Source organism: Delftia sp. WSY_12, from assembly GCF_043104645.1.
GTDB lineage: Bacteria > Pseudomonadota > Gammaproteobacteria > Burkholderiales > Burkholderiaceae_C > Comamonas > Comamonas tsuruhatensis.
The window spans coordinates 1-23,654 of record NZ_JBICKW010000029.1 but is presented as its reverse complement, the minus strand read 5'-3'; the positions used below and the strand labels follow the sequence as shown (position 1 = coordinate 23,654).

Genomic DNA, 23,654 nt, shown 5'->3' with positions numbered 1-23,654 from the left:
TGTTTTGCTGGGCTCAACGTTATGGACCATTGATATGGAAAACAAATCACATGCCATGGCGGCCGGCATTTTCGTGCTGGTCGTGGCGGCCCTGCTGGCGGGGCTGGCGATCTGGCTGACGCGCGATACGCGGCAGTACAACGAGTACGAGCTGTCCACCAAGGATGGCATCAGCGGCCTGCAGGCCCAGGCCGCCGTGCGCTACAAGGGCGTGGCCGTGGGCAAGGTCACGCGGATCGGGTTCGATCCGCAGACCAATGGCAATGTGCTGATCCGCATCGCCATCGGCGTGAACACGCCCATCACGCCCACCACGTTCGCCGTGCTGGGCTACCAGGGCGTCACGGGCCTGGCCCATGTGCAGCTCGATGATGCGGACCAGCCCCAGCCCCAACTGCCCCCGGGCCCCAGCGGCCTGCCGCGCCTGCCGCTGCGCTCTTCGCCGCTGAGCATGCTGGCCGACCAGGGGCAGGTGCTGCTGGAGCGCGCCGATGAAATCTCGCGCCGCCTCAGCGACATGCTGGACACCGACAACCAAAAGCGCGTGAGCCAGGCGCTGGAGAACATTGCGGCCGCTGCCGCAGGCGTGCAGCAGCTCACGCAGAACCTGGACCGCACGCTGTCCACCCAGGTGCCGCAGCTCGCCGCCGACGCCCACAACACCCTGCAGTCGCTGGAGAAGGCCAGCAACGGAGCCGCCGCCGTGGCGTCCGAGCTGCAGCAGACCGTGCGCCGCGTGAACGCGCAGGACGGGCCGCTGGAGCAGATCGCCCAGAGCACGCGCGCACTGACCCGCATGGCCGATTCGCTGGGCCGCAGCACGGTGCCGCACGCCAACCGAGCGGCCGATGATGTCTCGCGCGCCGCGCGCCAGATGGGCACGGCGGCCAGCCGCTTCAGCGACAACCCGCAGGCCGTGATCTACGGGCCGGGCCAGGCCCGTCCGGGGCCGGGCGAGCCCGGCTTCGTCGCCCCGTCTGCAGCCACCCAGCCCTGACCGAGGAACCCGCATGTCCCCATCTCGCAAGACCGCCGTGGCCAGCGCTGGACTGGCCGCCGCCCTGATCCTGCTGGCCGGCTGCTCGGCCCTGCCGCAGCCCCCCGCCCAGCCCGCACGCTATGACTTCGGGCTGGCGCCGCTGTCCACGCCCGCGCAGTCCGCCACATCCGCAGCCCCGCAGGCACGCACGCCGCTGGCGCTGGCCGATGTGGAGGCCCCCGCCCTGTCCGACGGCAGCACGGCCATGTTCTACCGCCTGGCCTATGCCAACGGTCAGGAACTGCGCCCCTACCAGCTGGCGCGCTGGAGCCAGCCTCCTGCACTGCTGCTGCAGCAGCGCCTGCGCAGCCAGCTGGGCCTGCAGCGCCCCGTGCTGGCCAGCAGCGAAAGCGTGGCCCAGCCGCGCCTGCAAGGCGCCGTGCCCACGCTGCTGCGCGTGGACATCGAAGAGTTCAGCCAGGTCTTTGACGCGCCCGGCTCCAGTGCCGGCGTGGTGCGCCTGCGCGCCACCCTGGTCGAGCAAAGCGGTGCTGTGGACCGCCTGCTCGGACAGAAGGTGTTCGAGGTGCGCAGTCCTGCAGCTTCGGGCGATGCGGCGGGCGGCGCCCAGGCCCTGGCCAAGGCCACGGATGCGGCCATTGCGCAGATCGATGCGTGGCTGGGGCAGCAGGGGCACTGAGCGGCTGCTGGATTTCCAGCCCATCCATTCTCTTGAGAACGGCTGGTGGGTGCATTGCATCCGCTGGCCGTTTTTTGTTTTCGGCAACTGGCTCTGCACGCAAGTGGACTTTTTCTGCCCCTGCCGGATGGTTGCTTTTCGAGGCCGGGTCTCGGCCCGGCAGCCGACTGCCCTTTTCTTGATTCGCCAAGAAAGGTCAGATCACGAAGCAAGCCTGTCCTTCGGCAGGCTTGCAATCCCGCAACCGCCACGGCGCAGGTGCGGACATACGGGGAAAAGGCCGGGTACTCAGGGCAGGGGCGGGCCGCGCCTGACCCAGCGCTTCCCGCGCGTCCGTCAGGGGCTGTAGTCCCGATCCCACCGTCTCGGCTGCCCCTGGGACGACCGTCAACACTAGGTCCAGACTACGGCGCGCGGCGCGCAGGTTTTTTACAGTGAAACCGTCGCTGATGCAGATCGCGGCTTTGAAAAAACAAGGCCTGATTGCACGGCACGACTTCAACATCACTGAAAGGAACAAGCCATGAATGAAGACCGCATCAAGGGCAACTGGAAGCAATTCACCGGCAAGATCCGTGAGCAATGGGGCAAGCTCACCGATGACGATCTGGACGTGATCGCCGGCAAGCGCGAGCAATTCCTGGGCAAGCTGCAGGAGCGCCAGGGCCTGGCCCGCGACGCTGCCGAAAAGCAGCTGACCGACTGGCAAAAGCGCAACCCCGACTTCCGCTTCGAAGACTGACGAGGGTGGACTGCGGATGGGCTGGTCGCCCTGGCCGGCGCCCCCATCCGCTCCTCGACAGCCGGCATGCCCCCAGGGCATGCACCCAAGGCCCGCCGCCGCAGGCACCAAGGGCCACCTCAGTACAAATACAAGGAGTTCCATCATGCAAACACCGCAACGCTTTCGCCACATGCTGTCCGCCGTCGCCCTGGGTCTGATGGCCTCCGGCGCCATGGCCATGACCAATGCCGAGCACACGGCCGCCAAGAACCAGATCGAGGCCGACTACAAGGCTGCCAAGGAACAGTGCAAGCCGCTCAAGGACAACGCCAAGGACGTCTGCGAGAAGCAGGCCAAGGGCCAGGAAAACGTCGCCAAGGCTGAACTGGAATCGCGCCGCAATCCTTCGCCCAAGAACAGCGAAAAGGCACTCAAGGCCAAGGCTGATGCGGACTACGACATCGCCAAGGAAAAGTGCGATGACCTCAAGGGCGACGCCAAGGATGTCTGCGTGAAGGATGCCAAGGCTGCTCATGTGCGTGCCGTCGAAGCCGCCAAGGTTAACAAGGCCCAGGCCGAACCTGCCGCCAACTCTGCCGCCAAGGCCGCCAACGTGGCCGAGACCCGCAAGGACGCTGCCGAGGAAACCCGCGAAGCCGACTACAAGGCTGCCAAGGCCCGTTGCGACACCATGAGCGGTGACGCCAAGGATGCCTGCGTGGCGGATGCCAAGCGTAAATATGGACAGTAAGCTCCCCCTGAGCGGCTGACGCCGCTTCCCCCTCTCTACCCGCTTCGCGGGGGAGGGGGACGACGCCCTCGCCGCGAGGCGGCTCTTGCTTGGCGTCCCTGATGTTGGGGCGCGCCAGTTTTATCCGCCTTGACCAAGCCCCGCTCGCGGGGCTTTGCTGTTTTCGGGTTGGCTGATGTGGGTCAAATGGGTTGGGCGGTGCTGTTCCTAAGCTGCAGTCTTTCATGATGAAGGCAGGAGAAGCATATGGCCGTGCTGGAATGGAGCGGAGCGCTGGCATTGGAATTGCCGGCCATGGACGAGGTGCACCAGGAGTTCGTGCTGTTGCTGGCCGAGGTGGAGGCGGCCGATGATGCGCAGCTGTGCGTGCGCTGGGATGAGCTGATCGCGCATACGCAAGTGCACTTCGACCAGGAAGACCGCTGGATGCAGTCCACGCGGTTCACCAGCACCAACTGCCACAGCCTGCAGCACAAGGTAGTGCTGCAGGTGATGCGCGAGGGGGCGGCCAAGGCGGCAGCGGGGGATCTGGCCGTGATCCGCAGCATGGCGGGCGAGCTGGCGGCTTGGTTCGTGCACCATGCGCAGACCATGGATGCGGCGCTGGCCCTGCATCTGCGCAGCGCGGGCTTCGATCCCGCCACGGGCTCGCTGGCCCACCCCGAGGCCTTGCCCGAGCAGCCCATCACGGGCTGCGGCGGTGCCTGCGACGGCAGCGCCGACCGCGCGCGGGCCGTGCCGGCCTGATCCGGCGGGCCTTCAATCGGCCAGCCAGCCCGCTCAGGGCACGATCGCGGGCGAGGCCAGGATGGGGAAGATCTTCACCAGCCCGCCCGCCATCACCTCTACGGCCAGGGCCGCGAGGATCAGGCCCATGAGCCGCGTCATCACGTTGATGCCGGTCTTGCCCAGCACGCGCGCAATCGGGTCGGCCAGCGAAAAGCAGACCATCACCACCAGCGCCACCACCACGCCATAGCCCACCAGCGCCAGGTGCTGCCAGATGGTGCGTGCCTGGTCGGCATAGATCACCACGGTGGACATGGAGGCCGGCCCTGTCAGCAGCGGAATCGTCAGCGGCACCACGGCAATGCTGTTGCCCATGGCGGCCTTTTCCGCGCCTGCCGCCAGCGTGGGCGCGTTGGGCCGTTCCTCGGCCGGGCGGGCGTTGAGCATGTTCATCGCGCTGATCAGCAGCAGCAGGCCTCCGCCCACCTGGAAGCTCTGCAGCGAGATGTTGAAGAAGTCCAGCACCTGCAGCCCGATGATGGCGCAGGCCGCAATCACGCAGAACGAGGCCAGCGCCGCCGTGCGAATGGTCTGCTGGCGCTGCTGGGCGCTGAATCCCTCGGTGTAGTGGATGAAGAAGGGGACGATGGCCAGCGGGTTGATGATGGCCACCAAAGTGATCAGCGGTTTGAGGTCCATGGTTGCCTTGGAGCTAGAGGTTGCCGCCCGAGATATCGACCAGGCTGCCCGTGGTGTAGTGCGAGCCGTCGGACATCAGCCAGAGGATGGCGTCGGCCACTTCCTCGGCCCTGCCGCCGCGCTGCATGGGCACGTTGGGCGCCAGGCGCTCGACGCGGTCGGGCTGTCCGCCGCTGGCGTGGATGTCGGTCTCTATCAAGCCGGGCCGCACGGCGTTCACGCGTATGCCCTGGGCGGCGACTTCCTTGGCCAGGCCCAGCGTCATCACGTCCAACGCGCCCTTGGCGGCCGCATAGTCCACGTACTGGCCCGGTGCGCCCAGCCGCGAAGCGATGCTGGAGACGTTCACGATGGCGCCTCCCCTTCCGCCATGGCGGGTGCTCATGCGCCGCACGGCCTCGCGCGCGCAGATGAAGCTGCCGATGGTATTGACGCGGAACATGCGCTCCAGCCGCTGCACGCTCATCTCGGCCACGGTCTGCGCGCGGTCCACCACACCGGCGTTGTTGACCAGGGCATCCAGCCGGCCGAACTGCGCATCCACCGCACCGAACAGGGCCAGCACCTCGGCTTCGTCGCCCACATCGGCCTGCACGGCCAGCGCGCGGGTGCCGGCCAGTTGCACGTCGGCCACCACGGCCTCGGCCGCATCGCGCTGGTGCTGGTAGCTGATCACCACGTCCCAGCCCCGGTGCGCTGCCATGCGTGCCGTTGCGGCGCCTATGCCGCGGCTGCCGCCGGTGATGAGCACGACTTTTCGTTCCATCGAATGTCTCCTGTGAAAGAATTGCCGCACGGGCCGGCCCGCCGCCATTACAGCATTGCGGGGCGCGTCCGCCCACCGGGAAATCACAACAGGTTCTCAGACAGAAAGGAACGCGGACATGGGCAGTTTTGTGCAGTTGACTTCATTGGATGGCACGTCTTCGCCGGCCTGGGTGGCCCGCCCCGACGTGCCCGCGCGCGGTGCCATCGTCGTGCTGCAGGAGATCTTCGGCGTCAACGCCCATATCCGCGCCGTGACCGACCGGCTTGCGGCGCGGGGCTATGTGGCCGTGGCGCCGTCACTGTTCACGCGTGTGGAGCCGGGTGTGGACCTGGGCTACGGCGACGCCGACCGTGCCAAGGGCATGGCGCTGAAATCCGCCGCCGAGGCGCTGCCCCAGCCCGGCGTGCTGCCCGAGATCGAGGCCGCCATCGCCCATGCCGCCACGCTGGTGCCCGGCGGCAAGGTGGGCATCGTGGGCTTTTGCTGGGGCGGCCTGTGGGCCTGGCGCGCGGCCTGCAACCTGCCCAGCCTGTCGGCTGCGGCCTGCTACTACGGCGGCGGCATGACCACGCCGCTGGAGATGGGCCGCGAGCCGCTGTGCCCCGTCATCGCCCACTTCGGCCGGCGCGATGCGCACATTCCCGTGGACGCCGTGCAGGCCTTCGCCCAGGCGCAAAAGCATGTGCAGGTGCACCTGTACGACGCCGACCACGGCTTCAACTGCGACCAGCGCAGCGCCTACGACGAGGCCAGCGCCCTGCAGGCGCGCGATCGCACGCTGGCCTTCTTCGACCAGCACCTGGCCTGATCTGCCGTGCCGGGCGTGGCCCGGCATGGAAAATCCAGGCATCGGGATTTCCGGGAGTGCTGCTTGAAACCCGGTGCCTGATGCAATAGGCTTTCCAGAAGTCTCAACAGGAAAGGATGTCCATGCGACCGTCCGTGGTACTCGACATGAATCGCAGCGCAGTGCGTGAAATGGCCAGCCGTTTCCGCACTGCGAACCCGCGCGTCTTCGGCTCCGTGCTGCATGGCACCGACCGGGACGGCAGCGACCTCGACCTGCTGGTCGATGCATTGCCGGGCGCGACGCTGTTCGACCTGGGCGGCCTGCAGGACGAGCTGGAATCGCTGCTCGGCCTTCGCGTTGATCTGCTGACGCCCGGAGACCTGCCGCTGAAGTTCCGTGCCCAGGTGCTTGCGGAGGCGCAGCCGATATGAACGGGCATCGCCTTCCCGATTACCTCGATCACATACAGCAGGCCGCAACGGATGCCTGTAGCTTCGTGGAGGGCTTGGCCAAGGAGGATTTCCTGGAGGACAAGCGCACCCAGCAGGCCGTCATCATGAGCCTCGTCATCATCGGCGAGGCTGTCACGAAGGTCATGGATGGCTATGCCGAGTTCGCCCAGACACACGGGCAAGTGCCATGGCGCAACATGCGCGGCATGCGCAACCGCATCGCCCATGGCTATTTCGACATCAACCTCGATCTGGTGTGGGACACCGTGCAGACGGCCTTGCCTGAATTGCTCAGGCAATGGCCATCCATTCGCCGGGATGCGGACGGCGCCAGGCCGGGCTGACCGGTGCTGCGCGAGTGTCCGCAACTGGCCTGATCAACCCCCGGGGTCCGGATCACAGGCCGGCCCCGGCGTCGCCTTGCGCGCCTGCACGGTCTGCAGCGTGCCCCGCAGCGCGCGCTGCTGCGCGGTCAGGAAGCTCATCAGCCCGCCCAGGTCGCTCAGTTGTTGGTCGGGGCCGGCCATGCAGCACAGGTCGATCACCAGGCCCATCTGGTGCATGCAGTCCTTGAGGCGATAGACCTCGTATTCGGAAATGGGGTAGTACAGGCTGGTCTCTTCCCTCGGCACTTGCGGGGAGGAGAAGAAAGGCAGGGAGGCGTGTGCTCCGCTGGGCGCATCGATGTCAGGCATGGCGGCTCCTTTGGCATGAACTGGCACCCCCTAGCGGAGGTCCCGCACAGCCCCGCCAAAACGGAACTGTGCCCAGCGCAGCACACTGGGAAGATGGAAAAGCCGCTGTCTCGTTGTAAAGACAAACGGCTGCTGCTCCTTTGCTTTCGGGCCGCCAAGCCCGTATCCCCCGAGGGGATCGCGAAATGGTACTCCAAATGCGCGTCCTGCCGCGCTCTGAAGCCAGGTTCAACCTTGGGGTCGCTGCGCGTGCAGCCCCATGTGGTACAGCCCCCAGGGCGCCTGCGCAAAACGTTCCTTGAGCGGCTTGCCTGCCAGATCGGCAATGCGGTCGGCGTCATACATGGCCCATTGCGGGCCCAGGCCGCCCAGGCCCAGGCGCAGGCCGTCCATGCGCGTGGCCAGCAGCATGCGCCATTGCAGGGCCTGCGCCAGCGGCAGCTGGGCGCGGTAGCCGTCGATGGCCTGCAGGGTGATCCACTGGCCCTTGGCCGCTGCGGCGGCGCTGTCCACGCCGGCCGCCTGCAGCACGGTGGCCAGCAGCGGGCCGCGCAGCCGGTGGGGCTGGCCGTCGTATTCGATATGGGGCGTGATCTCCACCGTGGGCAGGCGCTCCAGCGCACCGGCCCCTGTGGTCCAGGCCGAGTCGAAGGCCAGGCCATGGTTTTTCAGCAGCAGATCGGCCACCGGGTCCAGCGGCCCCCGGTTGCCGCGCACGCCGGGGCCGCTGATGGTGAGCACGGCGGCTTCGGTGCTTTTCCCGGGGGCGGCGGGGGCGGCCAGGGCGCTTTCGCACAGGGCCAGGCCGGTGGCTGCGCTGGCGGCCAGCAGGCTGCGGCGTGAAAGCGGGCTCCGGCTTGCGGATGCGGTCATGGGGAACTCCTGGGGGTGCGTGGCGATGTGCCAGCGCCGATTTTCCGTGAAGTGCCCATCCTGCGCGACAACGCCGCGCCCGCTGCGGTCAGCAGGCCCAGCAGCGCAATCCCCCCGGCGCCCAGCGCTGGAATGGGCGCCGCAGATGGTGCGGGGGCCGCCGTGACGGTCACGGTGTTGCTGTCCGAGCCGGAGGTATTGCCATCACCGGGCACATAGCGCGCCTGCACCGTGGCCGTGCCCGGTGGCAGCCGGGGCACGCTGCAGCTGGCCTGCCCGCCGGTCACCGCAACGCTGGCGCACAGCACCTGCGTTCCGTTCAAGAAATCCACCGTGCCGCTGGCGCCGGCAGGCAGCGTGACCTGGGCGCTGAAAGTCACGCTCTGGCCATGGCCTGGCGCAGCGGGGGAGGCCGACAGGTGGGCGCTGGTGGCTGCCGGGCCGATCACAACGGTCACGGCTGCGGGTTCGGTGGTGGCGCCGTTGGCATCGGTGGCGGTCAGCGTGAAGCTGTAGCTGCCTGCCGCCTGCGTGGCTGGGGCCGAGAGGGGGCCGGCGGCCTGGCTGAAGCCTGCGGGCAAACCGCTCACGCTGTAGCTGAACGGCCCCACGCCGCCGCCGGGCACGGGCGCCAGCGGCTGGCTGTAGGCCGTGCCGTAGGTGCCGGAGGGCAGGCTTGCCGTGACGCTGAAGGCCGTGAAGCTGGCCTGCACGCTCCTGGCTGCATCGATGGTGACGCTGCAGGTGGGCGTGCTGCCGCTGCAGGCGCCGCTCCAGGCGGCAAAGGCATGGCCAGCGTCGGGCGTGGCGGCCAGGGTCACCAGGGTGGGCGCGCCTTCGAAGTAGCCATAGCCGGCCTGGCACAGGCCGCCTGGGCGGCCGCAGTCCTGTACGGCACCCGTGGCTGCAGGCGGGGAGGCCTGCGCCGATACGCCGCCCGCGCCGCTGGCCAGCACGGTCAATGCCGCCTGGAAGACGTTCGCCTCCACGGCGCCGATGTCGCACCGTGCACCCTGGGGCCTGACCACGCCGCGCTGGTCCGTGCCGGGTGCGGCAGTGCAGGCCACCCCGTCCAGTGCCGGGCTGCCGGTGGTGTTCAACATGGTCTGGGTGGGGCCGCCGTGGCTGGCCAGGGGGCCGAGCTGCGGGTTGCCCGTGGTGAAGGCCAGGGCGCTGATGTCGGCATTGTTCAGGGCCTGCGCCAGGCCCAGCAGATTGTTGCTGCCGCTGGCATCGCTGGTGCCGCCATTGCGCAGGTCCAGCACCACGTCCCTGCCAGCGGGCTGTTTGGTGGCCGGCTCGAACACGCTGTCCTGGACAATGCTGGCCTGCATCTGCAGCGAGGCACCGCTGCGGGTGCAGCTGATGTTGCCACCCGCACTGCAGGCGGCCTGGGAATCGCCCAGGCTATAGATGGCGCCGCCTTGCGCGGCCGGGTTGTCGTCGCCATTGGCCTGCACGGTATTGCCGGCCAGGGTGGAGAAACGGATGGTGAGCACGCCGTTGTAGTTGAAAACGGCGCCACCCAGGCCGGCGCCGCCGCCGCTGCTGTTGCCCAGCCCGCCGTGTGCACCGTTGCCAGCCAGGGTGACCTGGTTCAGCGTCAAGGTGCCTGCGTTGTTGAAAATGGCCCCTCCCATGCCGCCTGCGCCACCGCCAGCGTCGAAGGGGCCGCCCCCACCGTTGCCGGCGCCGAAGCCGCCACCGCTGCCACGACGGCCACCACCACCGCCAAATCCGCCACCGCCGGAGCCGCCGCCGCCACCACCGAAGCCGCCGTTCTTGCCGCTGGCGCTGCCACTGCCACCGCCCAGGCCGCCATCGTTCGGGCCGCCAGCGTTCGGCCCTCCCCCCGGGGACAAAGTCCCATCCTCGCCCACGCCGGCACCTGCAAAGGAGTTCAAGGAAAGCCTGCCTCCTTGCCCCCCTTGTGCGTGATTGCGCGTGAGCGTGCTGCGTTCGATGGTGAGCTGGCCCCGATTGAAGATGGCACCGCCCGCACCCAGCGCGCCGCCGCCAAAGCGGCTGGAGCCGCCTGTGGCCTGCCCCCCGGCCAGGGTCAGGCCGCGCAGGACCAGGCCACCCTGCGCATCGATGTCGAACAGCCGGAAACCGGGTGCGGTACCGAGGCGCTGCACGCTCACGCCCTGGGGCGTCAGGCCATTGGCGGTGGCATCGATGGTGATGTGCTTGCCGCTGATGAAGAAGGCGCTGGGGCCGAACTGCGAGACGTAGCCGGGCCAGCTGGCCAGCGGCAGGCAGGTGGCGCCGGCGGCCTGCCCGGTGTCCAGGCAGTTGGTAAAGCGGGTCAGCGAGATGGTTTGTCCATCCAGGGCCGCGCCGAAGACGATGGTGTCGCCATCGGCGGCATGGTTGATGGCGTCGCGCAGGGTGTCGCAGTTGCGGTCGCCTGCGGCAGGCGAGCATTGCGCACGAGACAGCGGCTCGGTGTCTGCAATCTCGCCGGCGGTGGTGACGGTGAGTGTGGCGGCCTGGGCCGCGGCGCCGGCAAGGGCCAGTGCCAACCCGACCGTCAGGCCCGGCAATGTCCGGACCCAGGGGCTTGGCGTGGGTATGGGTGGTACGTCGGCTGCAGCAGACGGGTGGATGATGGACATGGCGGACCCCCTCGGTAGGCACAGCATCTCGGTGATGTGCTGAAGAGGGCAAATCTATGGGGTGTCCGGCTTTCTGTATGTCCCCCGTTCGGGCTACATGGCCGATGAGAGGGGCGGGGTCGCCATGCCGCTCATGTCGCCCATGTCGCCTATCCGGGCGACATGACAGCGGTCTTGTTCCATGTGAACATGCGGCCCTCGCCACGCACTCCACCTCCATGGACACGCACACAGACCCTTACTCTGCCGCCGCGACGGGTGGCGCCACACCCATCCGCGTGGCCGTGGTGGAGGACGACGCCGCCTGCCGCCATGCCCTGGTGGGCGTGATCAATGCCGCGAAGGACATGGTCCTGTGCTGGGCGGCAGCCAGCCGCGCGGAGGCCCTGCACCAGCTCGGCCGGGCCGATGGGGCCGGTGCCATGGACGTGATGCTGGTGGACCTGGGCCTGCCCGACGGCAGCGGCCTGGAGGTGATTGCTGCCGTGCGCACCCGCCACCCCGGGGCGGCGGTGATGGTCAGCACCATCTTTGGCGACGAGCAGCATGTGCTGGCCGCCATCGAGGCCGGCGCCATGGGCTATCTGCTCAAGGACCTGGCCGCCGACGCGGTGCTGGAGGAAGTGCGCAGCCTGCACGCGGGCGGCAGCCCCATCAATCCCATGGTGGCGCGCAAGCTGCTGCTGCGCCAGCAGCGGGCCGGGGCGGTGGCAGGGCTGGAACGGCCTGTGGAGCCGCAGGCCGCCGCGCAGGCGCTGTCCGCGCGCGAGCTGGAGGTGCTGCGCCTGGTGGCGCGCGGCCATACGCTGGACGAGGTGGCGCGCCAGCTGGGCGTGTCGCGCCACACGGTGCGCACCTTCGTGCGGCGCATCTACGGCAAGCTGCAGGTGTCCAGCCGCACGCAGATGATGCATGTGGCCTTGCAGCGGGGCTGGCTGGCCGAGGGGCGGCAATGAGCGCCGCGAGGGTGGGCAGATGACGCAGCCGCTGCTGCAGGGGAGGGTCTTGCTGGTTTCGGCGGGACTGGTGGCGCTGGCGATGCTGCTGGCGGGGGCATTCGGGCTGCGTGGCCCCGCCGCAGGCGAAGCGGTGCAACTGCGCCAGGCGCAGCTGTGGCGGTCGGACAGCCCGCACTGGGCGCCGCCTGCGGCGCTTGTGTCGGCCGACGACGCGGTGCTGGATGCATCGACGCCGTGGAGCGATGTGGACCTGCCCTATGGGGGCGACAGGGCCGTGTCGGGCAGCGGCGACCTGGCAGCGGCGCCGCCCGAGGTGCGCTGGTTCCGCGCCGTGGTGCCGCCTGAGGCCCTGGTGCCTACGCCGCAGGGCGCGCGCCTGTATATCCCGCGCTGGCAGACGGTGGGCACGGTGGCGGTGTATGTGGATGGGAAGCTGGCCTGGCAGACGCGCGGCAGCCGGGTGTGGAACAGTTTCAACCGGCCGGTGTGGCTGGACCTGGGCGGGCTGGCGCAGCCGGGCAGACCGCTGCAGGTGCATGTGCGCATGGCCAGCCAGCAGGGCGTGGGCGGGGCGCTGTCCAGCCTGTGGGCGGGGCCGGCCGAGTCGCTGCGCCTGTCCTGGCGGCTGCGCAGCCTGCTCCAGGCCGATCTGGTGGTCTATACGGCAGGCTCCTACCTGGTGCTGGGCCTGTTCGCGCTGGCGCTGTGGACGCTGCAGCGGCGGCGCGGGGATGTGGTGTTCCTGCTGTTCTTCCTGATGTCGCTGTGCCAGTTGCTGGGCTCGCTGCAGTTCATGGTGGACGGCGAGGGGCTGGCCCTGTCGGACGGCTGGTTCTCCTGGCTGACGCTGGCCGGCCTCATGGGCGCCACGGTGGCGGCCTTCCATTTCCTGTGCCTGATGCAGCGCAGGCGCCGGCCCTGGCTGGCGCGGGTGCTGCAGGGCTATGTGGGCACGGTGGTGCTGGTGGCGGTGCCGCTGTGGGGGCCGGCGCACGAGACCATCCTGCCGCTGCTGCGGCTGCTGATGGTGCCGCCGGAGATCCTGGTGCTGTGCATGGCCGTGGCGGGCGCCTGGCGCATGCGCGATGGCGGCAGCACCATGCTGGCCGTGTGGATGCTGCTGTCGTTTCCCATCGGCTTCCATGACCTGGCGCTGCAAAGCTACCTGATCAGCATGGAGAGCATCTACCTGACGCCCTATGTGTACCTGGGGCTGTTCACGCTGTTCCTGCTGGTGGCCTACCGGCGCTACAACGGCGCGCTGGCCGTGGCAGAGAACGCCAACCTGCATCTGGCGGAACGGCTCAAGGCCCAGGAGGCGGAGCTGGCCCAGGCCCATGAACGCCTGCTGGCCGTGGAGCGCGAGCAGACGCTGATGCAGGAGCGCCAGCGCCTGATGCGCGAGATGCACGACGGCGTGGGCTCTTCGCTGATGAGCGCGCTGCGCGTGGTGGAGTTCAACCAGGCCGGCACGGTGGACCTGGTGCAGCTGCTGCAGGAGTGCATCGATGACCTGAAGCTGTCCATCGACTCGCTGGAGCCGCTGGACTGCGACCTGCTGGCGCTGCTGGCCGGGCTGCGCTACCGGCTGGGGCCGCGCCTGGAGGGGGCGGGGCTGCGGCTGCACTGGGAGGTGAGCGACCTGCCCGCGCTGCCCTGGCTGGACGCGCAGGCCGCCCTGCATGTGCTGCGCATCCTGCAGGAGGTGCTGACCAACATCATCAAGCACAGCGGCGCGCGCGAGATCACGGTGCGCACGGCCCAGGCCCCCCTGGACGGCCGGGCCGGCGTGCAGGTGCTGGTGGAGGACGACGGCCACCCCTTCGACCGCGCCCAGGCACCCACCGAGGGCCGCAAGGGACTGGCGAACATGCGCACGCGCGCGCTGGCGCTGCAGGCGCGGCTGGACTGGGCGCCGCTGGCCGGCGGCAATCGCTTCACGCTGTGGATGCCGCTGGAGCGGGCGGGGCCCTAGCCCTGCGCCGTGCGCGCCATGTAGCGCTTGCGCCAGAAGAACATGGTCAGGCCCACGGCAATCGCCATCATCGAGCCCATGGCCCACCAGAAGCCGTCCTGCTTGTGCACCAGGGGGATGAACTCGAAGTTCATGCCGAAGATGCCGGCAATCAGGTTCAGCGGCAGGAACACGGCCGTCAGCGCGGTCAGCGTGCGCATGATGTCGTTGGTGCGGTTGCTCTGCACCGAAAAATGCATCTGCACCACGGTCTCGGTGCTTTGCTCCAGCCGCCGCACGTGGTGGACCACGCGCTCTATGTGTTCCAGCACGTCGCGGCTGCGCACCTTGAGCAGGTCCAGCTCGCGCAGCGCCGCCACGCCCTCGGGAGGCGCCCAGGTCTCCAGCGCGTCGATCCAGTCCTGCACGGCGGCGCGCTGGTCTTCGCAGACTTCGTCCAGCTCATGCAGGGCCAGCCGTGCGTCCAGCAGCGCCCCCCAGTTGGCAAAGCGCGTGCGCGGGCGCAGCAGCTCGGTCTGCCAGTGGTCCAGCTGGCGCGACAGTTCGCGGCGCAGGTCCAGGAAGCCGTCCACGATGAGGTTGACCACGCGCAGCATGAGGTCGGCCGGGCTGGCCGGCAGCCGCGTGCCGGATGTGGGGTTCAGCCGTCCCTCGCGCAGATCGCTGGGCATGGCGGCCAGCAGCCGCGCGGCATAGGCGTCGCGCACGGTGCAGTCGTCGGGGTGCACGGACAGCAGCACCTGGTCGAACATGGCAAAGCCCACGGGGCTGGTGTCGATGTTGCGCAGCACGGGCGGGCCTGTGCGGCGCACGGGAGGCGAGGGGGGCGCCGCCTGCGCCGCAGGCGAAGAGGCCGTGCCGGCCTGCGCGGCGGCACGCGCCTGCCCGCTGGCCAGGCGGCGAAAGACCAGCAGGTCGTACTGCGAGGTGTAGTCGTAGCGCGATGGCAGCTGGGCGTTGAGCAGGTCCGAGACATGCAGGTCCACCAGCTGCTGGCCCGACAGCAGCTGCAGCGTGCGCTGCACGTCGGCCAGCCGCTCCTGCAAGGTGGCGCGGGTGCAGGAGATCCACAGGAAGCCCTGCGCGGGCGCCTGCCCGGGCAGGTCGGCCAGTTCGGTGGCGCCGCCCGGCTGCAGGTGGAAGATGCGCATGCTCCTGGCGTTCCCGGCTGGGGGAGCGGCTCCCGTGCCCGTGGGCGGCGTCACCGGCGGCATGCGTTCAGCCGCGCAGCTTGCGCGCGGCGTCGATGGCGAAATAGGTCAGGATGCCGTCGGCACCCGCACGCTTGAAGGCCAGCAGCGATTCCATCATCACCTGGTCATGGTCCAGCCAGCCGTTGGCGGCGGCGGCCTTGAGCATGGCGTACTCGCCGCTGACCTGGTAGGCGAAGGTGGGCACGCCGAATTCGTCCTTGACGCGGCGCACCACGTCCAGGTACGGCATGCCGGGCTTGACCATGACCATGTCGGCACCCTCGGCCAGGTCCTGGGCGACTTCGCGCAGGGCCTCGTCGGTGTTGGCGGGGTCCATCTGGTAGACGTTCTTGTCGGCCTTGCCCAGCGCGCCGCGCGTACCCACGGCGTCGCGGAACGGGCCGTAGAAGGCGCTGGCGTACTTGGCGCTGTAGGCCATGATGCGGGTGTGGATGTGGCCATGGGCCTCCAGCGCCTCGCGGATGGCGCCGATGCGGCCGTCCATCATGTCGCTGGGCGCCACCATGTCCACGCCGGCCTCGGCATGGGTGAGCGCCTGGCCCACCAGGACCTGCACGGTCTCGTCGTTGATGATGTAGCCGGACTCGTCGAGGATGCCGTCCTGGCCGTGGCTGGTGTAGGGGTCCAGGGCCACGTCGGTCATCACGCCCAGTTGCGGGAACTCCTTCTTGAGCGCACGCACCACGCGCGGGATCAGGCCGTCGGGGTTGAGCGCCTCCTTGCCGTCGGGCGTCTTCAGCGAGGTCTCGATGGCGGGGAACAGCGCCAGGAACGGGATCTCCAGCTGCACGCACTGCTCTGCCACGGGCAGCAGCAGGTCCAGGCTCAGGCGGTCCACGCCGGGCATGGAGGGCACGGCCTCGCGCTGGTTCGTGCCTTCGTGCACGAACACGGGGTAGATGAAGTCATGGGCCGTGAGCACGTTCTCGCGCACCAGATTGCGCGTGAAGGCGTCGCGGCGCAGGCGGCGGGGGCGGTTGAGCGGGAAGGGGGTGGGGCTGGACAGATGCATGCCGAAAATTGTGCCCCATTCCCGCCGCAGGCCCCGCAACCCCGGCGACGACGCCGGCACGCGGGACTCGGCTTTTGCGCCTGCGCAGCCTGGCGCACCCCTGTACGCACGTACACTGCCCGCATGCTGTGGGTCAAAGCCTTTCATATCGTTTTCGTGGCAAGCTGGTTCGCGGGCCTGTTCTATCTGCCTCGCATCTTCGTCAACGTGGCCATGGTCACGCCCGGCTCGGTGGCCGAGCGCGAGCGCCTGCTGCTCATGGCACGCAAGCTGCTGCGCTTCACCACGCTGCTGGCCGTGCCCGCATTGGGCCTGGGCCTGTGGCTGTACCTGGGCTACGGCATCGGCAAGGGGCCGGGCAACGGCTGGATGCATGCCAAGCTGGCCGGCGTGCTGCTGGTCATCGGCTACCACCATGCCTGCGGGCGCCTGCTGCGCAAGCTGATCGACAACCGGGACCAGCACAGCCACCGCTGGTTCCGCTTCTTCAACGAGGTGCCGGTGCTGCTGCTGGCGGCCATCGTCATCCTGGTGGTCGTCAAACCTTTCTGAGAAACCGTTCCAACGAAGAGGGAGGCAGGGCGTGGTGCAAAAGACTTCGGCCTGGCCGCTGGCACTGGTCTATGCGGTGCTCATCGTTTTCGCCAGCCTGTTTCCCTTCGATGGCTGGCGTGCCCAGGGCATTGATCCGCTGGTCTTCCTGACGGCAAAGATCCCGCCGCCGTACTGGACCTGGTTCGACGTCAATACCAATATCGTCGGCTACGCGCCGCTGGGCTTTTTCCTGGCGCTGGCCCTGGTGCGCAGCGGCAGCCCGCGCGCGGCCGTGCCGCTGGCGGCGCTGGCAGGCACCCTGCTGTCGCTGTCCATGGAGTTCCTGCAGATCTACCTGCCGCGGCGCGTTCCCTCCAATCTGGATCTGGTGCTCAATGCGGGCGGCACCTTGTTGGGCGCGCTGGTGGCGCTGCTGCTGGAGCGCCTGGGCGCCCTGGCGCGCTGGAGCGCCTTTCGCACCCATTGGCTGGGCGAGGATGGCGGCGGCGCCATGGTGCTGCTGGCGCTGTGGCCCTGGGCGCTGCTCTTTCCCGCCGCCGTGCCCTTTGGCCTGGGCCAGGTGCTGGAGCGGCTGGAGCAGGGGCTGCTGGATCTGCTCGAAGGCACGCCCTTTCTCATGTGGCTGCCGCTGCGCGAGTCGGCCCTGACGCCGCTGTCGCCCGTGACCGAGATGCTGTGCGTGATGCTGGGCCTGTGGGTGCCCTGCCTGCTGGCCTATTGCGTGATGCGCCACATGGGCCGGCGCGCCGTGCTGGCGGGCTCGGCCATCGTGATCGGCATCGCGGTCTCGGCGATGTCGGCCGCGCTGAGCTGGGGGCCTGCCCATGCCTGGGAGTGGGTGGACCTGCCGGTGCGCATGGGCGTATGGGGCGGCGTGGGCCTGGCCATGGTGGCCCTGCCGCTGCCGCGCCGCGCCTGTGCAGCCCTGCTGATGCTGGTGCTGGTGCTGCAACTGAGCATCCTGAACCAGGCGCCCACCAGTGCCTATTTCTCCGAGACGCTGCAGGCCTGGGAGCAGGGGCGTTTCATCCGCTTCTACGGGCTGGGGCAGTGGCTGGGCTGGCTGTGGCCCTATGCCACCCTGGTCTACGTGCTGCTCAGGGTGGCGCGCCGCGATGCAGGGCCGCTGCCGCCTGCACCTTCAGCGCCCCCGGCGCCTTCGGGGCAGCAGACGCAGGCCTAGAATCCGCTGCATGAGCGAAAACCCACGTCCCGGGGCCGAAGGCGGCCAGCAAGGCGCAGGCAACTACTATGCGCGCCACATCTTCTTTTGCCTCAACGAGAGGCCTGGCGGCGAGGACTGCTGTGCGCTGCACGGCGCCAAGGCAGGCTTCGACCACTGCAAGAAGCAGGTCAAGCAGCTGGGCCTGGCCGGCAAGGGCCAGGTGCGCGTGAACAAGGCCGGCTGCCTGGACCGCTGCGCGGGCGGGCCCGTGGCCGTGGTCTACCCCGAAGGCACCTGGTACACCTTCGTGGACGAGACCGATATCGACGAGATCGTCGAGTCCCATCTCAAGAACGGCCAGCCCGTGGAGCGCCTGCTGCTGCCGCCCGACGTGGGCCGCTGAGCACCGGCTGGAACTTTGGGCCTTTCCGGGCATCAGTGCTTTGTCAGCTTGGACTGGCTGCTACTACTAGGATAGCGATTGTGAATGCGCAGACCGAACGTTTGACCCTGACCGGCCTTGCCGGGGCCGTGGAGGCCCTGCGCGACGCGCCGGCCGCCGATGCGACTGCGCGCGGCGTGGCCATCATCGCCCACCCCCATCCGCTGTTTGGCGGCACCATGGACAACAAGGTGGTGCAGACCCTGGCGCGGGCCTTCGTGCAGTGCGGCTACACGGCCGTACGCTTCAACTTCCGTGGCGTGGGTGCCAGTGCCGGCGAGCACGACGCAGGCATCGGCGAGGCCGAGGACATGCTGTCCGTGGTCCGCCAGGTCGCTCCCGAAGGGCCGATCGCGCTGGCGGGCTTTTCCTTCGGCGCCTTCGTCACCAGCCATGTGCTGGCGGGCCTGTGGAATGAAGGCCGGGTGGAAAAGGCTGTGCTGGTGGGCACGGCGGCCAGCCGTTTCTCGGTGGCCCCCGTGCCGCCCGAAGCCCATGACCGGACATTGGTGGTGCACGGCGAAGCCGATGACACGGTGCCGCTGTCGGCCGTCATGGACTGGGCGCGCCCGCAGATACTGCCTGTTACCGTCGTGCCCGGGGGCGGTCATTTCTTTCACGGACAATTGCCGCTGCTCAAGAGTCTCGTGGTCCGCCATTTGCGCTCACTTCCCTAGCGGCCCGCGCCGCTGCTCAATAGGCCCGCCCCAGCCGGCGGGCATCTTCCGCCTTTCCTGCTTTACCTGCCCTTTAGCGAGAGTTTTCCTCATGAAGCCCATTTCCTCCACGCTGCGAGTCCTGGCACTGGCAGCGGCCATGGCGCCGGCCCTGGCGCTGGCGCAGATCACCCCGCCCCAGCCGCCCGAGATCGCGGCGCGCAACTATCTGCTGGTCGATGTCACCGCCAACCAGGTGCTGGGTGCCAAGGACATCGATGCGCCCATCGAGCAGGCCTCGCTGACCAAGCTCATGACCGGCTACCTGGTCTTCGACGCACTGCGTGCCAAGAAGATCACGCTGGAGCAGCGCCTGCCCGTCAGCGAGCGCGCCTGGAAGATGCCGGGCTCGCGCATGTTCATCGACCCCAAGATGCAGGTGCCGGTGGATGACCTGATCAAGGGCATGATCGTGCAGTCCGGCAACGACGCCACCATGGCCCTGGCCGAAGGCGTGGGCGGCTCGGCCGAGAACTTCGTGCGGCTCATGAACGAGCAGGCCAAGGCGCTGGGCATGAAGAACACCAGCTACAAGAACCCCGAAGGCCTGACCGAGCCCGGCCACCTGACCACGGCGCGCGACCTGTCCATCCTCGCGCAGCGCCTGATGCAGGACTTCCCCGAGTACATGCACTACTACTCGACCAAGAAGTACTTCTACCCGGGCACGCCGGCCTCCAACGGCACCAACCGCAACTCGCTGCTGTTCCGCGACCCGACCGTGGACGGCCTCAAGACCGGCCACACCGCTGCGGCCGGCTACTGCCTGGTGGCCACGGCCAAGCGCGATCTGCCCAACGTGGGCAGCCGCCGCCTGATCTCCATCGTGCTGGGCGCCGCCAGCGAGAACGCGCGCGCCAATGAAAGCCAGAAGCTGCTGAACTGGGGCTATGCGGCCTTCGACTCGGTCAAGCTGTTCGACGCCGAGCAGGCCGTGGCCACGCCCGAGGTCTGGAAGGGCAAGGCGGGCACCGTCAAGATCGGCCGCACCACGCCCATCGTGGTCACCGTGCCGGCCGGCAGTGGCGGCAAGCTGAGCACCGAAGTCGTGCGCCAGGACCCGCTGATCGCTCCGTTCACCAAGGGCCAGGCCATGGGCACGCTCAAGGTCAAGCTGGGGGCCGACACCGTGGCCGAAGTGCCGCTGGTGGCGCTTGAAGGCGTGGAGCAGGCTGGCTTCTTCGGCCGTGCCTGGGATGCGATCCGCCTCTGGATCAAGTAAGCCCCGCGCCTGTCGCGCAGGCCCTCGCGTACCGGCTTGAAGGGGGTGCAGTTGTGCGATCTCCTGCAAGCTGGTACAGTCGAGGGCTTTTCGGAATTTCCGAAGGGATTCACGTTTTCGCTTTTCGCAAGCAATTCACGTTTAGGGACGTTTATTAATGCCAACCATTAACCAACTCGTGCGTCAGGGCCGCACGGTCGAAGTTGTCAAATCCAAGAGCCCTGCTATGGAAAACTGCCCTCAGCGCCGCGGCGTGTGCACCCGTGTGTACACCACGACGCCCAAGAAGCCTAACTCCGCTCTGCGTAAGGTTGCCAAGGTGCGCCTGACCAACGGCTTCGAGGTCATCTCCTACATCGGTGGTGAAGGCCACAACCTGCAAGAGCACAGCGTTGTGCTGGTGCGCGGCGGCCGTGTGAAGGACTTGCCCGGTGTGCGTTACCACATCGTGCGTGGCTCCCTTGACCTGCAAGGCGTCAAGGACCGCAAGCAAGCCCGTTCCAAGTACGGCGCGAAGAAGCCCAAGGCCAAGTAAGCCCTGCGTTTTTTCGAAGAAGGTGCTGTATCCCGCGTGGCGCGAGATCCAGCGTAGTGACCCCAAACGCAAGTGTTTTGCGCGGGTCGAGTAAGTGGGAGTCCTGTTGGCTCTCGCGGTGTCTGAAAAGACGCCAACTGAAGCAAGATAGAGGTAAAAAATGCCACGTCGTCGCGAAGTCCCCAAACGTGAAATCCTGCCGGATCCCAAGTTCGGCAATGTCGAGCTGTCCAAGTTCATGAACGTGATCATGGAAGGCGGCAAGAAGGCGGTCGCAGAACGCATCATCTACGGTGCCCTGGACCTGATTCAAAAGAAGCACCCTGACAAAGACCCGCTGGAAGCCTTCATCGTTGCCATCAACAACGTGAAGCCCATGGTCGAAGTGAAGTCCCGCCGCGTCGGCGGTGCCAACTACCAGGTGCCCGTCGAAGTGCGTCCCGTGCGTCGCCTGGCCCTGTCCATGCGTTGGCTGAAGGAAGCTGCACGCAAGCGCGGCGAGAAGTCCATGGCCCAGCGCCTGGCCAACGAGCTGCTCGAGGCCACCGAAGGCCGTGGCGGCGCCATGAAGCGCCGTGACGAAGTGCACCGCATGGCCGAAGCCAACAAGGCGTTCAGCCACTTCCGCTTCTAAGAGCGCTTCGCTCCTGATCAGACGGGCCGCATGCATTTTTGCCTGCGGCCTTGTCTCGATTAGGAGCATCCCCAGATAAGACTGCTGTCCGTCTGCACCATGAGGCTGGAACGGGCAGAGACTCCCTCCATACGATCAATCAAGGATCCATCATGGCTCGCAAGACCCCCATCGAGCGCTACCGCAATATCGGTATCTCCGCCCACATCGACGCCGGCAAAACCACCACCACCGAACGTATCCTGTTCTACACCGGTGTGACCCACAAGCTGGGCGAAGTGCACGACGGCGCTGCTACGACCGACTGGATGGAGCAAGAGCAAGAGCGCGGCATCACCATCACTTCCGCTGCAGTGACCTGCTTCTGGAAGGGCATGGACCTGTCCTACCCCGAGCACCGTTTCAACATCATCGACACCCCCGGCCACGTGGACTTCACCATTGAGGTGGAGCGTTCCATGCGCGTGCTGGACGGCGCCTGCATGGTGTACTGCGCCGTGGGCGGCGTGCAGCCCCAGTCGGAAACCGTGTGGCGTCAGGCCAACAAGTACAAGGTGCCTCGTCTGGCCTTCGTGAACAAGATGGACCGTACCGGCGCCAACTTCTTCAAGGTCGTCGAGCAGATGAAGCTGCGCCTGAAGGCCAACCCCGTGCCCGTCGTGATCCCGATCGGTGCCGAAGAAAACTTCAAGGGCGTGGTCGACCTCGTCAAGATGAAGGCCATCATCTGGGACGAAGCCTCGCAAGGCATGAAGTTCGAATACCACGAAATCCCCGCCGAGCTGGTGGAGACCGCCAACAAGTGGCGTGAAAATCTCGTGGAAGCCGCTGCCGAAGCCAGCGAAGACCTGATGAACAAGTACCTGGAAGAAGGTACTCTGTCCGAAGAAGACGTGAAGGCCGGCCTGCGCGCTCGTACGCTGGCTACCGAAATCCAGCCCATGCTGTGCGGTACCGCCTTCAAGAACAAGGGTGTGCAGCGCATGCTGGACGCCGTGATCGACTACCTGCCGGCGCCTGTGGACATCCCTGACGTCACCGGTACCGATCCCGAAAACGAAGAAACCAAGCTCAGCCGCAAGGCAGACGACGGCGAAAAGTTCTCGGCCCTGGCCTTCAAGCTGATGACCGACCCGTTCGTCGGCCAGCTGACCTTCGTGCGCGTGTACTCGGGCGTCCTGACCAAGGGCGACACCGTGTTCAACTCGGTCAAGGGCAAGAAGGAGCGTATCGGCCGTATCGTGCAGATGATGGCCAACGAGCGCGTGGAAGTCGAAGAAATCCGCGCCGGCGACATCGCTGCCTGCGTGGGCCTGAAGGATGTGACCACCGGCGAAACGCTGTGCGCCGTCGAAGCTCCCATCGTGCTGGAACGCATGGTCTTCCCCGAGCCCGTGATTGCACAGGCCGTGGAGCCCAAGTCCAAGGCCGACCAGGAAAAGATGGGCATCGCCCTGTCGCGCCTGGCTGCTGAAGATCCGTCCTTCCGCGTGCGCACCGATGAAGAATCGGGCCAGACCATCATCGCCGGCATGGGCGAGCTGCACCTGGAAATCATCGTTGACCGCATGAAGCGCGAATTCAACGTGGAAGCCAACGTGGGCAAGCCCCAGGTGGCCTACCGCGAAACTATTCGCCAGAAGGTTACCGATGTGGACGGCAAGTTCGTTCGCCAGTCCGGCGGCAAGGGCCAGTACGGCCACGTCGTGCTGACCCTGGAACCCCAGGAAGCCGGCAAGGGCTTCGAGTTCGTCGACGAAATCAAGGGCGGTGTGGTTCCTCGCGAATACATCCCTGCGGTCGAGAAGGGCGTGATCGAGGCGTTGACTTCCGGCGTGCTGGCCGGCTACCCCGTGGTGGACGTCAAGGTGCGCCTGACCTTCGGTTCGTACCACGATGTGGACTCGAACGAAATGGCCTTCAAGATGGCTGCCATCTTCGGCTTCAAGGAAGGCGCCAAGAAGGCCAGCCCCGTCATCCTCGAGCCCATGATGGCCGTGGAAGTCGAGACGCCCGAAGACTACGCCGGCACCGTGATGGGCGACCTGTCCTCGCGTCGCGGCATGGTCCAGGGCATGGACGACATGGCCGGCGGTGGCAAGTCCATCAAGGCTGAAGTGCCGCTGTCGGAAATGTTCGGCTACGCCACTTCGCTGCGTTCGCAGACGCAAGGCCGCGCAACGTACACGATGGAGTTCAAGCACTACGCCGAAGCTCCCCGCAACGTGGCCGAAGCCATCGTGGCTGCTCGCGCCAAGTAAGGCTTTTTGTATAATCGAAGGCTTTTGAGTCGCAGCCCCTGAAAAGGGGCTGCGATTTTTGCCGGTCTGCGATCCCATGCCGTCCTGTCACCTGTGCGGGGCGACCAAGCAATGGGATGCAGACCTTAAACATCACACAGGTTTTGCTCTTTCGGAGAAATCATGGCAAAGGAAAAATTCGAGCG

The 23,654-nt window shown here is 67.4% G+C and carries 25 protein-coding genes; 18 read left to right on the top strand and 7 right to left on the bottom strand.

All coding sequences use genetic code 11. The features are described 5' to 3' along the window. Positions 1–34 precede the first annotated feature (34 nt). The 5 genes from ACF8LI_RS17955 to ACF8LI_RS17935 all read left to right on the top strand — a co-directional run bounded on the left by ACF8LI_RS17955 (position 35) and on the right by ACF8LI_RS17935 (position 3,901). A complete protein-coding gene (locus ACF8LI_RS17955; protein WP_016448535.1) occupies positions 35–997 on the top strand; it encodes an MlaD family protein in 963 nt (320 codons plus the stop codon). Between the two features lie 13 nt (positions 998–1,010). Continuing rightward, complete coding sequence (locus ACF8LI_RS17950) at positions 1,011–1,679, top strand: ABC-type transport auxiliary lipoprotein family protein (RefSeq protein WP_016453581.1); 669 nt, start codon at positions 1,011–1,013, stop codon at positions 1,677–1,679. Between the two features lie 523 nt (positions 1,680–2,202). Further along, positions 2,203–2,421, top strand: a complete 219-nt coding sequence (locus tag ACF8LI_RS17945; RefSeq protein WP_012202308.1) for a CsbD family protein — start codon at positions 2,203–2,205, stop codon at positions 2,419–2,421. A 145-nt stretch (positions 2,422–2,566) separates the two neighbouring features. After that, entirely contained in the window at positions 2,567–3,154 is a 588-nt protein-coding gene (locus ACF8LI_RS17940; RefSeq protein WP_016448533.1) for a hypothetical protein, read from the top strand. A 246-nt stretch (positions 3,155–3,400) separates the two neighbouring features. Beyond that, positions 3,401–3,901 carry a hemerythrin domain-containing protein gene (locus tag ACF8LI_RS17935; protein ID WP_016448532.1) on the top strand — a complete coding sequence of 167 codons (501 nt, stop codon included), beginning with the start codon at positions 3,401–3,403 and terminating at the stop codon, positions 3,899–3,901. Positions 3,902–3,934: 33 nt separating this feature from the next. Here the strand turns inward: ACF8LI_RS17935 and ACF8LI_RS17930 are convergent, their stop codons facing one another. Both ACF8LI_RS17930 and ACF8LI_RS17925 read right to left on the bottom strand, forming a co-directional pair. Then, positions 3,935–4,582, bottom strand: coding sequence for a MarC family protein (locus tag ACF8LI_RS17930; RefSeq protein ID WP_016448531.1), 648 nt, complete (start codon positions 4,580–4,582; stop codon positions 3,935–3,937). Positions 4,583–4,595: 13 nt separating this feature from the next. Continuing rightward, the gene (locus ACF8LI_RS17925) at positions 4,596–5,348 is read right to left on the bottom strand and encodes an SDR family oxidoreductase (RefSeq protein WP_016453579.1); all 753 of its coding nucleotides are present in this window, start codon (positions 5,346–5,348) and stop codon (positions 4,596–4,598) included. Positions 5,349–5,466: 118 nt separating this feature from the next. Between ACF8LI_RS17925 and ACF8LI_RS17920 the strand changes: the two genes are divergently transcribed. The 3 genes from ACF8LI_RS17920 to ACF8LI_RS17910 all read left to right on the top strand — a co-directional run bounded on the left by ACF8LI_RS17920 (position 5,467) and on the right by ACF8LI_RS17910 (position 6,937). Continuing rightward, positions 5,467–6,159 carry a dienelactone hydrolase family protein gene (locus ACF8LI_RS17920; protein WP_016448529.1) on the top strand — a complete coding sequence of 231 codons (693 nt, stop codon included), beginning with the start codon at positions 5,467–5,469 and terminating at the stop codon, positions 6,157–6,159. 122 nt (positions 6,160–6,281) lie between these two features. Beyond that, positions 6,282–6,572 (top strand): nucleotidyltransferase family protein, encoded by a 291-nt coding sequence (locus ACF8LI_RS17915; RefSeq protein WP_013800234.1) that lies wholly within the window; start codon positions 6,282–6,284, stop codon positions 6,570–6,572. After that, the gene (locus ACF8LI_RS17910) at positions 6,569–6,937 is read left to right on the top strand and encodes a DUF86 domain-containing protein (RefSeq protein WP_013800235.1); all 369 of its coding nucleotides are present in this window, start codon (positions 6,569–6,571) and stop codon (positions 6,935–6,937) included. The genes ACF8LI_RS17915 and ACF8LI_RS17910 overlap by 4 nt, the downstream gene beginning before the upstream one ends. Before the next feature lie 33 nt (positions 6,938–6,970). Here ACF8LI_RS17910 and ACF8LI_RS17905 read toward each other — a convergent pair whose 3' ends face one another. The 3 genes from ACF8LI_RS17905 to ACF8LI_RS17895 form a co-directional block, all read right to left on the bottom strand. Next, positions 6,971–7,288: a hypothetical protein gene (locus ACF8LI_RS17905; RefSeq protein ID WP_074922616.1), complete on the bottom strand. Its 318-nt coding sequence runs from the start codon at positions 7,286–7,288 to the stop codon at positions 6,971–6,973. 228 nt (positions 7,289–7,516) lie between these two features. Then, complete coding sequence (locus tag ACF8LI_RS17900; protein ID WP_017405502.1) at positions 7,517–8,161, bottom strand: molybdopterin-dependent oxidoreductase; 645 nt, start codon at positions 8,159–8,161, stop codon at positions 7,517–7,519. Continuing rightward, positions 8,158–10,779 carry a choice-of-anchor Q domain-containing protein gene (locus tag ACF8LI_RS17895; RefSeq protein ID WP_310044802.1) on the bottom strand — a complete coding sequence of 874 codons (2,622 nt, stop codon included), beginning with the start codon at positions 10,777–10,779 and terminating at the stop codon, positions 8,158–8,160. Before ACF8LI_RS17895 ends, ACF8LI_RS17900 begins: the two co-directional genes overlap by 4 nt. A 218-nt stretch (positions 10,780–10,997) precedes the next feature. Here ACF8LI_RS17895 and ACF8LI_RS17890 point away from each other — a divergent pair, with 218 nt between their 5' ends. Continuing rightward, positions 10,998–11,735 (top strand): response regulator transcription factor, encoded by a 738-nt coding sequence (locus ACF8LI_RS17890; RefSeq protein WP_315531244.1) that lies wholly within the window; start codon positions 10,998–11,000, stop codon positions 11,733–11,735. Positions 11,736–11,754: 19 nt separating this feature from the next. Further along, positions 11,755–13,713, top strand: coding sequence for an ATP-binding protein (locus tag ACF8LI_RS17885; protein WP_392413634.1), 1,959 nt, complete (start codon positions 11,755–11,757; stop codon positions 13,711–13,713). Here ACF8LI_RS17885 and ACF8LI_RS17880 read toward each other — a convergent pair. Further along, positions 13,710–14,927 carry a magnesium transporter CorA family protein gene (locus ACF8LI_RS17880; protein WP_016453573.1) on the bottom strand — a complete coding sequence of 406 codons (1,218 nt, stop codon included), beginning with the start codon at positions 14,925–14,927 and terminating at the stop codon, positions 13,710–13,712. The two genes, ACF8LI_RS17885 and ACF8LI_RS17880, sit on opposite strands and share 4 nt — an antisense overlap. A 4-nt stretch (positions 14,928–14,931) precedes the next feature. Beyond that, positions 14,932–15,939, bottom strand: a complete 1,008-nt coding sequence (hemB, locus tag ACF8LI_RS17875; protein WP_034347899.1) for a porphobilinogen synthase — start codon at positions 15,937–15,939, stop codon at positions 14,932–14,934. 123 nt (positions 15,940–16,062) lie between these two features. Between hemB and ACF8LI_RS17870 the strand changes: the two genes are divergently transcribed. From ACF8LI_RS17870 to fusA, 8 genes are all read left to right on the top strand, one after another. Continuing rightward, positions 16,063–16,491: a CopD family protein gene (locus ACF8LI_RS17870; protein WP_016453572.1), complete on the top strand. Its 429-nt coding sequence runs from the start codon at positions 16,063–16,065 to the stop codon at positions 16,489–16,491. 31 nt (positions 16,492–16,522) lie between these two features. Continuing rightward, the gene (locus tag ACF8LI_RS17865) at positions 16,523–17,677 is read left to right on the top strand and encodes a VanZ family protein (RefSeq protein ID WP_074922622.1); all 1,155 of its coding nucleotides are present in this window, start codon (positions 16,523–16,525) and stop codon (positions 17,675–17,677) included. 10 nt (positions 17,678–17,687) lie between these two features. After that, on the top strand, positions 17,688–18,062 hold the full coding sequence (locus ACF8LI_RS17860) for a ferredoxin (protein ID WP_016448519.1): 375 nt from the start codon (positions 17,688–17,690) through the stop codon (positions 18,060–18,062). A gap of 80 nt (positions 18,063–18,142) precedes the next feature. Further along, complete coding sequence (locus tag ACF8LI_RS17855) at positions 18,143–18,778, top strand: alpha/beta hydrolase (RefSeq protein WP_017405508.1); 636 nt, start codon at positions 18,143–18,145, stop codon at positions 18,776–18,778. 91 nt (positions 18,779–18,869) lie between these two features. Beyond that, complete coding sequence (locus tag ACF8LI_RS17850) at positions 18,870–20,039, top strand: D-alanyl-D-alanine carboxypeptidase family protein (protein WP_016453570.1); 1,170 nt, start codon at positions 18,870–18,872, stop codon at positions 20,037–20,039. Positions 20,040–20,196: 157 nt separating this feature from the next. Next, complete coding sequence (rpsL, locus tag ACF8LI_RS17845) at positions 20,197–20,574, top strand: 30S ribosomal protein S12 (protein WP_003059441.1); 378 nt, start codon at positions 20,197–20,199, stop codon at positions 20,572–20,574. Between the two features lie 160 nt (positions 20,575–20,734). Continuing rightward, positions 20,735–21,208, top strand: a complete 474-nt coding sequence (gene rpsG / locus ACF8LI_RS17840) for a 30S ribosomal protein S7 (RefSeq protein WP_016448516.1) — start codon at positions 20,735–20,737, stop codon at positions 21,206–21,208. A gap of 152 nt (positions 21,209–21,360) precedes the next feature. Continuing rightward, entirely contained in the window at positions 21,361–23,469 is a 2,109-nt protein-coding gene (fusA, locus tag ACF8LI_RS17835; RefSeq protein WP_016448515.1) for an elongation factor G, read from the top strand. Positions 23,470–23,654 lie beyond the last annotated feature (185 nt).